Below are 12,536 nucleotides of genomic sequence, written 5' to 3'. Positions count from 1 at the left end.
CTCACATTACAAATTTTAAAGCGAAAATAGCGATTAAAGCGGCAATGACTCCTACAGGGATTGCTTTAAATAACAGTTGATTAAAGAATTTGGTTTTGTCGATGTCTGCTGGTGCTGAAGCCATAATGAGACTACCGCCAGAGGAGAAAGGAGAAATCGCTGTAGACTGAGCGCCAACCACAATACAAATGAATAGCACTAGTGGATTTAGGCCAGAGCTAAGTGCAAGCGCTGGAACAATTGGGAATAAGGTAGGAGCAACTACACCTAGAGTGCTTGAAAATACAGACATAATGGCACTGATCAGGCATAACAGTACTGGTATAACCCACACAGGAACATTGTTTGCTAACCATTCAGATAGGGTCGTAATAATGCCAAGCTTCACACCTAATGCGATGAGCATACCGACACCGCAAATCATGATCAGTGTTCCCCAAGGCACAAGAGCAATGACCTTTTTCTCATCGGCAAGTTTCATAAGTAAACTAATGAGCGAGAAGGTAATCGCAAGGAAGGCAATATCAATTTTGGAGTTTAAAAAGCTAATCGTTTTTACATCGGGAAAAACAAGGTGCAAGATTGGAAAAATTAAAACAATCGACATCATTAAAACAATAAGGAAGATAGATTGTTTCTGTTTTTTGTCGAATGGCTCAGGCTTTTGATCTTCAATCACAATTGAATTACTTTTTCTATTCCACAGGGTATAAATGCCCAACACCGCAATTGGAATAATTAAAGTTAAGATAAAAATGCCACCGCTATATGAAAAAGCGGTTTGTGAGCTAATGCCAGTATTTTCCATTAAGCTTCGGAAAATAATGCCACTTTGCGATGTCATAAAATTTGCGCCAGCTAGAGCACCGTAATTTGCCGCCATCCCGCCAATAACCATATTCATATTGGTTTTTTTACACAGCAGCAGTGTAATGGGTGCCATAAAGGCAAGTACCGTATAAAAACCAGCACCTAGGCCAGCAATAATGGTTGCTGCGAAAAAAATCGCTAAAGGTAAAAACTGAGGAAACTTACGGCATTTATATAAAAGATGGCTGGCAAGCTTCTCTAGTGCGCCATTTGCCAAAGCAAAGTTATAAAACAGAGTGATAGATAAAATAATAAAGAAAATTTTGACAGGCCATAATTCAATAACTTCAGAAGGTTTAAGACCCATGCCAAAGCAACCAATCAGGTAAGCAAACGCTATCGTAAAAAATCCGATATTGATTTTTGTTTTATAACCTAAGCCTATAGATACAGCTAAAGCTATCAGCATCAATGCGGTCATATTATCTTCCTTGATAAATATATAAACATCTAAACATATATATGTTTGCTTTTTTGTATTACACAGAACTATGCTAATATTGTCAAATCGATTTCATAATGTTTAACGCAAATGCTTGATGAGACTGCATTTAAAAATTTTAAATTGCCAAGATATGAAAAGGTCCGTTGGGAACTTCAAAAACTACTGATCCAGTCAAAATGGACAGTTGAAGAGCCTATTCCAAGTGAACAAGAACTTGCGCAAATGTATAGCGTATCGGTAGGAACCGTAAGAAAGGCGGTTGAAGGACTGGTTGAAGACGGCTTATTGGTTAAACAGCAAGGAAAAGGAACTTTCCTTAAACAACCTAATTTTGAAAATTCACTCATTCGTTTTTTTAGATTACGTAATAAAAAAGGCGAGTTCATTCAGCCACAAGGACAAATCAAAAAAGTAGAAGTGTGTGATGCAATTACGGAAGTAAATGCCGAGTTGGGGCTTGAGCACACCGAAAAATTGCTTTATATCGAGCGTGTCCGTAAGCATGAAGATGTCGTTGTATTAAGTGAAAGAATCTGGCTGCCTGAACGCTTATTTAAAAATCTGGAAGAAATTCCAATCGCTGAGTTTGGGAATTTACTTTATCCTTTTTATTATCAGCACTGCGGCCAATTTATTTCTTCTGCAACAGAACGGTTAACTTTTGAGAAAAATATCAAAGATAGCTATTTAAATAATCACCTTGAAGACCCTTTAGTGAAGGTATGTCGTATTGCAAAAAATCTTGAAGGTATAGCGGTCGAATACCGTGAGTCTTATGGTTTGGCCGATAATTTTCATTATGAGATAGCGATTAATTAGTATCTAACGGTGATCCCTGATTTCAGTGTTTATTTAATTGCTGGAATCAGGGTTTTTGTCTTTATAAATGATTAAAAGAAAAATTTAATTTTGCCAATACGGTGTGTCTCCATAGATTTCAGCAAAATAATCTATTACCACTCGAATATTTAAGGGCGGATGGCGAACATTGGGATAAATGGCTGCGATATGCTGGGGTTGTGATTTAATCGCGACTTCATATTCAGGTAAAAGCTTTATTAAATCACCTTGTTTTAAAGCTTCGCCAATTAGCCAATCAGGAAACAAAACAATCCCCATGCCATGTAGCGCGGCTGTCATTAAACTTTCAGCATTGTTTGAAGACAGCAAAGGAGTAATTGGATAATGTACCCATTCTTCATTGGGCTTTCTTACTAACCAGCGGTTAGGACCTTCAAAACCTTTATATACAAGGCATTTGTGCTGATTAAGCTCTGTCGGATGATCAAGCGTACCGTATTTGGCAACATACCGAGGAGATGCTGCCAAATGATATTTTTGTGTACCAAAAATATGTGCATGAAATGATGAATCAGTCAGTGCTCCAATACGAAATATTAAATCTGTGCTTTCGCGTAATGGGTCTATAAATTCATCGGTTTGAATTAGTTCTATTAAAAGTCTTGGATAACGCTCTGATAACCCAGCTAACCACGGAGCAATATGTCGTTGCCCAAAAAACACTGGTGCATTGATTCGGACGAGTCCCGATGGCTCTATGGTTTTATCTTGCAATGCCTTTTGGGCTTCATCAAATTGTTCGGTAATTTTTTTCGCGTACTCAAAAAATAATTTGCCCGATTCGGTCGGTGTGATTGCTCGCGTATTTCGGTAGAAAAGTTGTTGTCCCAACGCATCTTCAAGTTGTTGGATGGTGCGAGAAATCATGGAAGCAGACACATCTTCTTTACGTGCTACATTTGAGAAGTTTTGAGCATTGTAAACACTAATAAAGAAGCGAAGCGTGCGAATATCAATCGAATTTGTTAAATCCATTTGTGCAATTTCTGCAAAAGTGATTCATGAATTATGCTGTTTTTCTGATGAATTGGCTACCTTACTATTCGTTGCTTAGATACAGATGAGGCAATGTAGATGCAAATTCTATTACTACTCCTAACCATTTTAGGGGGTATGGGGCTATCGGTCGAAGCAGGGCTTTTAGGGCCGTTAGGAAAAGAAGTGGGTGAGTTGTGGGCCACGTTTAGTATTTTTGGTGTGGGGGCAGCACTTACTTTTCTACTCATGCTGTTTTTTAGCCCACGGAATAGTCCTTCATTTTTTACACTTCCATCTTGGCAATTACTCGGTGGTGTTCTTGGTCCTGCTTACGTCATTATTTTAACCATTACCACTCCAATTATTGGTATTGCAATGACCATGATTGGCATTTTAGCGGGACAGGTATTTAAAAGTCTGATTATCGACCACTATGGTTTACTGGGAACTCCACATCGAAAAGTAGACCGTAAACGGGTAGTGGCACTCATCTTTATTGTTGTCGCACTTATACTTGTGGCAAAAGCGTAGGAGATAGCCATGACAATTTTAATGATTCTTCTCGCCGTCATTGGTGGTGCTTTGCTGAGTGTGCAGGCCGCAATTAATGGTCAACTTGGAGCGAAAGTTGGTGTATTTCGTAGTGCTTTTCTGACTTTTTCGGTCGGTGCTCTAATTACGACTCTCCTTATTTTTTACTTTGAACCTAGACAAACCTTAACGTTACTAGATGTTCCTAAATGGCAGTTATTAGGTGCTATGTGTGGCGTACCTTATATTGTCATTATGGTAATGGCTGTACAAAGAATTGGGGCTGCGGTTGCTACTGTGGCTGTGATTTTTGGACAACTTTTGATGAGTATCTTGATTGATAACTTTGGCTGGTTCGGTAATGAAATGCTTCCTTTTTCACTGTATCGATTAGGAGCGCTAATTTGCTTAGGGATCGCTTTGTACTTTATCTATTCAAGTAGCAAAGATAAAAAGGTAGAAGGGTAAAATACGAGCCAAATTTGGTATTGAATTTGATGAAGCCTCATTAGGTGTAAGACTAACAATGAGGCTCATTTAAAGTTTTTAAGTGCTCAGTTGATTCCGTTTATTTAGTCGTATCCACAGAAACCACAACAGATAGACCAGGGCGCAACAACTTAATATCCGGCTGGTTCTCAAGGAGTTTGATGCGTAAAGGTAGACGCTGAACAATTTTAGTAAAGTTACCCGTCGCATTTGTTGCTGAAATTGGCGAGAAAAATGCGCCAGTCGATGGTGAAAAACTGTCTACCATGCCTTTTAACTCAATATTGTAAGCGTCGACATAAACAGTGACAGGCTGGCCGATTTTAATTTGTTTTAGCTCAATTTCACGGAAGTTTGCTTCTACATATACTTGATCTAAAGGCACAACCACCATGAGTGGATTACCTGCGCCAACAAAGTTGCCCACATTTGCAGACTTTTGCCCAATCATGCCATCAATAGGCGCTCGAATTTCTGTATAGCTCAGATTCAATTTTGCTTTGTCAAGCGCAGCTTGGGCTTGTTTTAAAGCGGCTTCTTTAGCCTGTACCTGAATTTTATATTGGTTGAGTTGATACTGTGCATCTGTGACTTTTTCTTTACTGCTGTCCAAGTCGGCATATTGCTCGGTTAATGTGGTTTTTGACTGTTGCGTAATCAATCTAGACTCAGCACCAAGCGCCTGTAGTTGCTCATAGCGTGCGGTATTATCTTTAGTGAGTTTAATGCCAGCTTCTACTTTTCTAAGCTGGGCTTCTGTTTCTCGAATAACAGTGGGTTGTCTTTCTACTGCCAGCTTTGCTTCATTTAAGTCAGCTTGTGCTTTAGCATAATTAGATTCTGCTTCAGCTAAAGCCGCCTGATAATCTCGTGCATCAATCCGTGCCAAAAGTTGGCCTTTTTTTACGGTCTGGTGATCTTTAATATAAATTTCTTCAATATTGCCTGACACTTTAGGAGCAATGGTTGAGTACTCGACATCTACCCGTGCATCGTCAGTTTTAACCACTGAAGAAGGTAAAAATATAACTTTTAAAATCCATAAAATGGAAACTAGAACGATAATAAATGCAATAACCATAACCCAGTGTTTCTTAAGATATTGCATCTTTGTTAACTTGGGTGACTCGGTCATGGAGTGATCTTGGGCTTCGAGAGTACTCATAAAGATTTTCCTGAGTTATGACTATTCATTAACTTAATGAGAGCAATGCGTGGTGGATAAGTTCTAACTGGCAAAATCAGCATAACGATAAATAAAATTGCAGTAAGTCCCGCTAAAATCAGATATTGATCGCTAATGACTAACACTGATTGCTGTGCCTGAATCGCAGAATTTAAGGCAGATAAACCACCGGAAACACGTTCGGTACCATCTGCACTTAGCCCAGGCGGGGTAAGCGGGTTAATAACAGGACCTTGAATATTTTGAAAAATATGTTGTGCGGTATTTTCAATCAGCCGTGTTGAATGGTATTCACCACGTACTCGATTGACCCAGTCCAAAAGGCACACACCGAGTACGCCGCTAATAGCACGCGGGGTATTAATCATAGGCGAAGCATAGATTGCCATAGTTGGGTGGACACTATTTGTCCCCATCATGAGGAGCGAAAGCACTACACAGGTTTGACCTAAACATGAGATTGCATGCCAAAAATAGAATTGGTCTTGGTTCCAAGTCGTATCAAGTTGACTTGCACCTAAGCAGCCAGCCATCACCAAAAGCAAACCAAACCCATGTACATATCGGCTATCAACCCAAGCTTGGTTCAAAACTTTAATGACAATTGGAATATAGATAAACTGTAATGCGGCAATTTGTAAGCCAATCCACATGGTTTGAGTGGGCTTATAACCATGTACAGCGCTTAAGTAATTAAGGGGTAATGTACTGGTTGACATACCAATAATCACAAAGCAAAACAGCGCAATAACAGCATAGCCAAAATTTCGTATTTCGAGCATTTGCGGTTTAATTAATGGTGTTGGATAGCGCCATTCATGTATTAAAAATAAAGGTAGGGTAATGGCACTCATTAAAGCCAAAACACAAATCAATTTTGAATTAAACCAGTCCAAATGATTGCCATGCAAAAGCATGGTACTTAAGCTTGCCAAGCCAATAATGGCTAGAACCGCACCAGTCCAATCATAAGTTTTTATTCTTGAGTAATTTAAAGGATCTTGGGGAATACCGAAGTAAACCAGTGCAGCACTTAAAGCACAAAAAGGAATGGTTTGGAAAAATATCATCTTCCAACCAATCACATCTAAATAAAAGGCAGCAATTGCAGCACTTAAGTTGGGGAAAAAAGTTGCTGTTAATGCATAGCAGGCCAAACCCCATAGACGAATTTCAGGTCCTAGGAATCTAAGGGCACAGGCCATAAGTAAAGGAATGGTTAAACCATTAGCGAGTCCTTGCAAGCCCCGTAATAAATAAAATATTTCGATATTTGGGCTAAAAGGAATTAAAACGCTAGAGAAGAGGCAAAGTCCTATCGCAAAAAGAAGAACCCGACGCATGGAAAAAATAACGGCCCAACTGGTGGACAGGATCATGCCAATAATCATGGCACTGGCATAAATACTACTGATCCAATAACCAGCGTCGACACTAATGCCCATTGCACCGCGAATATCGACCAAGGTAATGCTGCTAATTCGGTTATTAAATTCGACAGTCATGGCTGCAAAAATTGCACCTGCCAAACCGATGAGTGGTCGTATATTCATCTTTTACCTTAAATTTTAAAATGAGCTTGTTGCACCGAACAGGGCAAATATTAAGCTCAACTGTACCGATCGGTACTCTACTATCTTATTAAAATTACGTCAATTCTCGATTTTGAACTTTTCGATGAGTTAAACTAAGAATGAAATTGCTAAATATGTTTGTAGGTTCGTATGTCAGATTGCACTAAAATCAAAGAGAAAGATCAAAAAATTCTAGAGGCAGCAACAAAGTTTTTTCTGATCCACGGATTTAGTGGCACAACCACAGATATGATTCAAAAAGAAGCAGGTGTTTCAAAAGCCACCATGTATGGTTGTTTTAAAAATAAAGAAGCGATGTTTGCTGCCGTCATTGAGCGCAAATGTGCCAATATGCAAGAGCAAATTATATTGGTTGAGACAAAGGCCAAAAACTTACGTTCAGCTTTAACCGAAATTGGGAAAACTTATTTGTGTTTTATTTTATCGCATTCGGGTTTGGCATTCTTTAGAGTCTGTATTGCAGAAGCCGTAAGATTCCCAGAATTATCTGAAAAGTTCTTTGAAGTGGGGCCACAACGTCTGGCAAATATTATTGCGGGTTATCTTGAAAAGTCGGTTAAACAAGGAGAAATTGAATTAACTTCTTCTTCGGAAGTCGCAGCAAATATATTTTTATCACTGTTAAGAAGTGATGCTCATCTAAAATGTTTGACTCATCCTGATTATTTAATATCAACCGATGAAATTAGTGCTTGGGTTGATTACGCGGTTGATTTGTTTTTAAAAAATATCAATTACAAAACAAGTTAATTTGGCAATTTATATTATATACGTAAGATTTGATTATCGATAAAAAAGAGACCAACATATGGTCTCTTTTATTTTTTAGATTGCTTCTCTAGTCATCTCACCATTTACCAGTCTTAAAATCTGCAACGGGTTGCTGTCTTTTAAGGCTTCTGGCAATAAACTTTGCGGATAGTTCTGATAACACACAGGACGTAAGTAACGGTCAATGGCCAAGGTTCCAACTGAGGTGCCTCTTGCATCTGAAGTGGCTGGGTATGGCCCGCCATGTACCATCGCATCACAGACCTCAACACCCGTTGGGTAGCCATTTATAAGTAATCGACCTGCTTTTTCCTCTAAAACTGGTACTACATCTGCAAACTCGGTTAAGTCAGTTTCATCGGCAATTAAAGTCGCTGTCAGCTGACCATTCATGCTTTGTAGCGCCTGAATGAGTTGGGCTTTATCTTCAACTTCAATAATGACTGTGGTTGGCCCAAAGATTTCTTCCTGTAAAAGCTGGTCACCCGCCAGTAAAAGCTCAACATCCGCTTTAAACAGTTGCGGCTGCGCCTGATTGCCTTGTTGAGTTTGACCTGCCAAATGCTTAATACCTTGATGCTGGGTTAAGTGCTCAAGACCAGCGGTATAACTTTTTAAAGTGCTGGCATTGAGCATAGTCTGTGCAGGTTTAGCACCCATAATTTCAGTCAGGTTGCTAATGAGCTGGCTAAATTCAGCTGATTTAATACCCAAGATTAAGCCCGGATTGGTACAGAACTGACCACAGCCTAAAACCACTGAATCTGCCAAGTCCTGTGCAATTTTTTCACCACGGTTTTTTAAGGCTTCAGGCAACATCAACATCGGGTTAATGCTGCTCATTTCAGCAAACACCGGAATCGGTTGTGGACGGGCTGCGGCCATGTCACATAAAGCACGACCACCTCGCAATGAACCCGTAAAACCTACAGCCTGAATTAAAGGATGCTTAACCAGTGGTTCACCTACGCCATTACCATAGATCATGTTAAATACACCTTTAGGCATATTTGATTTTTCGACTGCACGTTCAATTGCCTGTGCTACAAAGTCTGCTGTGGCCATATGTCCACTATGGGCTTTCACCACTACAGAGCATCCAGCCGCCAGTGCCGAAGCAGTGTCACCACCCGCAGTTGAGAATGCTAAAGGAAAGTTACTTGCCCCAAAGACTGCCACCGGGCCAACACCGATTTTAATCTGGCGCAGGTCTGGCCGAGGTAAAGGCTGACGCTCTGGTAAAGCAGTATCAATACGGGCACCTAAAAAGTCACCACGGCGCAGCACTTTGGCAAATAAACGCATTTGTCCACTGGTACGGGCACGTTCACCTTGCAAGCGAGCAAGTGGCAGAGCAGTTTCCTGTGAAACGATTTCAAGAAAATCTGTACCCAATGCGTCGAGCTCACTGGCAATATTTTCTAAAAAAGCAGCACGCTGTTCAGGAGACGTATGGCGGTAAGTCTTAAACGCTTGACTGGCTGCTTCACAGGCCTGATTGACCTCTTGCTCGGTTGCATGGTGAAACTCATAAGGCAAAGTTTCGCCCGTTGTTGCATTTACACTTTTCAATAAGCTTATACTTTGTGCTCTACGTGAACCGCCAATAAAGTTGTGTCCAATAATGGTCATAACAAATATCCTGAAATTAATGAGAGTGTCTTGGAAGGTTGTCTTGGTTTACGACTCGCATATATAAAGTTGCGGGTTCCAAACAACCGCCAGTCGATAATTGACCTACCATGTTGCGATACATTTCTTGCCAAGGTGTTTGAGAGGCAGAGACCGTCGGCTTCCATTCGCGGCGGCGTTGTTCTAACTCTTCGTCAGAAATGAGCACGTTGATAGAACGTTTATTTAAATCAATACGTAAACGGTCATTGGTTTTAAGCAAGGCAATTCCACCGCCTATAGCCGCTTCGGGTGACATATTAAGAATAGATGGGCTGGCAGAAGTTCCGCTTTGGCGGCCATCTCCTAAGCAAGGCAGTGAATCAATCCCTTTTTTAATCAACTCCGCTGGTGGAGCCATATTGACGACTTCAGCACTACCCGGATAACCCACTGTACCTGCGCCACGAATAACCAAAATACAGTGTTCATCAATGTTTAAGGCAGGGTCATTGATACGTGCGTGATAGTCTTCGGGACCTTCAAAAACGATTGCACGTGCTTCGAAGCTATTTTCATTGTTTGGATCTGATAAATAGGTTTTTTTAAATGCTTCGCCCACCACAGACATTTTCATAATGGCACTGTCAAAGAAGTTGCCACTAAGCACAATGAAACCGGCACCATGTTTAAGAGGTTGCTCATAAGGAAAAATGACATCTGCATTTGAAGTTTTTGCATTTTTGGCAATTTCCCCAATTGTTTTACCGCTAACCGATGCACAATCTTCGTGTAATACACCAGCTTTTTGTAATTCGTGTAGAACGGCAGGAACACCACCCGCACGGTGGAAACCTTCACCCAAATATTTACCCGCCGGCATACAGTTCACAATAAGCGGAATATTTTCCCCAACACGTTGCCAGTCTTCTAAACTCAGCTCAATCCCAATATGACGGGCAATTGCAATGAGGTGAGGAGGGCAGTTACTCGATGCACCTAAAGCTGAGGCTACAGCAATTGCATTTTCAAAAGATTGTTTGGTCATAATTTTAGAAGGACGTAAGTCTTCTAAAACCATTTCACATATTCTTTTGCCGGTCATATAGGCCATTTGCCCACGTTCGCGATACGGCGCCGGAATACTGGCACATGTTGGTAAAGACATGCCCAACGCTTCTGCCAAAGCATTCATGGAAAGTGCTGTACCCATAGTGTTGCAATGTCCGACCGAAGGTGAAGCAGAAGTGGTCATTTCCATGAACCCTTCATAGTCAATCTCACCGGTCGCGAGTAAATTTCTTGCATGCCAAAGCACAGTGCCGGAGCCAATTAATTCACCTTTAAAATGACCATCTAGCATTGGCCCACCAGACAACACAATTGCAGGTATATCTGTTGTGGCTGCTGCCATTAAACATGCAGGAGTAGTTTTGTCACAACCAGTGGTCAGCACCACACCATCAAGCGGATAACCATGCAAGATTTCAACCAAACCTAAATAGGCCAAGTTGCGGTCAAGTGCAGCAGTTGGACGACGGGTTTGTTCTGCAATCGGGTGGACGGGGAATTCCATTGGAATACCACCTGCGTCTCGAATACCCGCTTTAACGCGTTCAGCAAGTTCTTTGTGATGACGGTTACATGGGGTTAAATCACTCCCGGTTTGTGCAATTCCAATAATCGGGCGACCTGATTGTAACTCGGCACGGGTCAAACCATAATTCATGTAACGCTCAACATATAAAGCGGTCATGTCGGCATGTTCAGGATCATCAAACCATTCTTGGCTACGTAAAAAAATCCGTTTATTTTGATCATTCATTTTTTGATCCTTTCACTCATACTTTTTGAAATTTAGTTTATTTACGAGATGAATCTTGCAATTCAATCGATCGATAATACGTGAAAATTATAGTAATTCACGCTGCTTCAAATTACGCATCAAAGCATTTATTCCAAAATTCCACGGCGTTGCTTTGTCACTGGTCATAACCGTGTTGTATAAAGTACCAAGTTTAGGTGAATGAATACGGACGACATCTCCGACTTTATGGGTAAAGCCAGCCCCAGCTTGTTCTCGATCTTGAGTAGGTGCAAATAAAGTACCCAAGAACAAAACAAAACCGTCTGGATATTGATGGTTTTCATTAAGAGTTTGTTGAATTAAATCTTCAGGATCTCGGCTAATTTGCGACATAGAACTCACACCATTTAACACAAAGTTATCGGTGCCTTGAATTTGCAGTTCAACATCGCAAGTACGAATATCATTTAAAGTAAAAGTATGGTCAAAAAGACGAATAAATGGGCCAATCGCACAAGATGCATTGTTATCTTTCGCTTTACTCAACAGTAAGGCACTACGGCCTTCAAAGTCCCGTAAATTCACATCGTTACCTAAAGTCGCGCCTAAAATTTTACCTTGGCTATTGGCAACTAATACGACTTCCGGCTCTGGATTATTCCATTCAGACTTTGGATGAATACCAATATTTTGTCCTGTGCCTACAGCTGCTAAAACAGGGGCTTTAGTAAAAATCTCGGCATCTGTACCAATACCCACCTCAAGATATTGAGACCACATTTTTTGTTCGATTAAATATTCTTTGAGTTGTAGCGCTTTTTCAGAACCGGGTTCGATTGTTTTTAAATTATCACCGATTACGCCTTGTACAACTTCACGAATCGATTGAGCTTTTTGCGCATCGCCACCAGCTTGTTCTTCAATCACACGTTCTAACATACTTGCAGCAAAGGTAACACCTGCCGCTTTAATTACTTGTAAATCAATTGGGGCTAAAAAGTATGCCTTGTTGGTATCTGGCTCGGCGACAGTATTGGCAAATAATTTATCAATTGAACCAACTCGTTTTCCTTCAATTTCAGATAAAGCTTTTAAAGGATCAGCGCTTTCAAGTAACTCGGAAATAGTATGAAATTTTTCCGAGATATCAAAAACTTGATTGCCTCTTAAAATAATAGGGGATGGACCCGAAATTTGACTTGGAATCCACGCACGGCCAATTAAACATCCTTGAGTCGCGTCGTCTGGTAATGAGTTCTGGGAATTTAACGTAAAGTTCATTTAAAGCATCCTTCTTTTATTTGAAATCATGATATGTTTCTTATTTAATAAACACCAATCGTAATAATTTAATTATTAATAACCTGTGGTTATCAAAAAAGGAATTTTAAA

Annotated in this window: 11 protein-coding genes; 4 read left to right on the top strand and 7 right to left on the bottom strand. The window is 40.3% G+C overall.

The annotated features are described in order from the left end of the window. Position 1: 1 nt before the first annotated feature. Positions 2 to 1,291 (bottom strand): SLC13 family permease, encoded by a 1,290-nt coding sequence (locus ABLC00_RS09680; protein WP_033846561.1) that lies wholly within the window; start codon positions 1,289 to 1,291, stop codon positions 2 to 4. A 111-nt stretch (positions 1,292 to 1,402) separates the two neighbouring features. Here ABLC00_RS09680 and ABLC00_RS09675 point away from each other — a divergent pair, with 111 nt between their 5' ends. Further along, positions 1,403 to 2,134, top strand: a complete 732-nt coding sequence (locus ABLC00_RS09675; RefSeq protein WP_033846563.1) for a GntR family transcriptional regulator — start codon at positions 1,403 to 1,405, stop codon at positions 2,132 to 2,134. Between the two features lie 84 nt (positions 2,135 to 2,218). Here the strand turns inward: ABLC00_RS09675 and ABLC00_RS09670 are convergent, their stop codons facing one another. Then, positions 2,219 to 3,151, bottom strand: a complete 933-nt coding sequence (locus ABLC00_RS09670) for a LysR family transcriptional regulator (protein WP_033846564.1) — start codon at positions 3,149 to 3,151, stop codon at positions 2,219 to 2,221. 99 nt (positions 3,152 to 3,250) lie between these two features. Between ABLC00_RS09670 and ABLC00_RS09665 the strand changes: the two genes are divergently transcribed. Both ABLC00_RS09665 and ABLC00_RS09660 read left to right on the top strand, forming a co-directional pair. Then, positions 3,251 to 3,685, top strand: coding sequence for a DMT family transporter (locus ABLC00_RS09665; RefSeq protein WP_004887118.1), 435 nt, complete (start codon positions 3,251 to 3,253; stop codon positions 3,683 to 3,685). 9 nt (positions 3,686 to 3,694) lie between these two features. Further along, the gene (locus tag ABLC00_RS09660) at positions 3,695 to 4,153 is read left to right on the top strand and encodes a DMT family transporter (protein ID WP_033846565.1); all 459 of its coding nucleotides are present in this window, start codon (positions 3,695 to 3,697) and stop codon (positions 4,151 to 4,153) included. Positions 4,154 to 4,253: 100 nt separating this feature from the next. On the opposite strand, the gene ABLC00_RS09655 is transcribed toward ABLC00_RS09660, so the two are convergent. Further along, positions 4,254 to 5,339 (bottom strand): HlyD family secretion protein, encoded by a 1,086-nt coding sequence (locus ABLC00_RS09655; RefSeq protein WP_033846567.1) that lies wholly within the window; start codon positions 5,337 to 5,339, stop codon positions 4,254 to 4,256. After that, positions 5,336 to 6,913: an MFS transporter gene (locus ABLC00_RS09650; RefSeq protein WP_033854281.1), complete on the bottom strand. Its 1,578-nt coding sequence runs from the start codon at positions 6,911 to 6,913 to the stop codon at positions 5,336 to 5,338. Before ABLC00_RS09650 ends, ABLC00_RS09655 begins: the two co-directional genes overlap by 4 nt. Positions 6,914 to 7,084: 171 nt before the next feature. Between ABLC00_RS09650 and ABLC00_RS09645 the strand changes: the two genes are divergently transcribed. Next, positions 7,085 to 7,705: a TetR/AcrR family transcriptional regulator gene (locus ABLC00_RS09645; RefSeq protein ID WP_033846569.1), complete on the top strand. Its 621-nt coding sequence runs from the start codon at positions 7,085 to 7,087 to the stop codon at positions 7,703 to 7,705. Between the two features lie 75 nt (positions 7,706 to 7,780). Here the strand turns inward: ABLC00_RS09645 and ABLC00_RS09640 are convergent, their stop codons facing one another. The 3 genes from ABLC00_RS09640 to ABLC00_RS09630 form a co-directional block, all read right to left on the bottom strand. Beyond that, positions 7,781 to 9,358 (bottom strand): aldehyde dehydrogenase (NADP(+)), encoded by a 1,578-nt coding sequence (locus tag ABLC00_RS09640; protein WP_033846570.1) that lies wholly within the window; start codon positions 9,356 to 9,358, stop codon positions 7,781 to 7,783. 16 nt (positions 9,359 to 9,374) lie between these two features. Beyond that, entirely contained in the window at positions 9,375 to 11,162 is a 1,788-nt protein-coding gene (locus tag ABLC00_RS09635; protein ID WP_033846571.1) for an IlvD/Edd family dehydratase, read from the bottom strand. 87 nt (positions 11,163 to 11,249) lie between these two features. After that, positions 11,250 to 12,425: a fumarylacetoacetate hydrolase family protein gene (locus ABLC00_RS09630; RefSeq protein WP_033846572.1), complete on the bottom strand. Its 1,176-nt coding sequence runs from the start codon at positions 12,423 to 12,425 to the stop codon at positions 11,250 to 11,252. Between the last annotated feature and the right edge of the window lie 111 nt (positions 12,426 to 12,536).

This window comes from Acinetobacter nosocomialis (assembly GCF_041021905.1).
GTDB classification, from domain to species: Bacteria; Pseudomonadota; Gammaproteobacteria; order Pseudomonadales; family Moraxellaceae; genus Acinetobacter; species Acinetobacter nosocomialis.
Note: the sequence above shows the minus strand (reverse complement) of the source record. Positions and strands in the feature narration are given on the sequence as shown.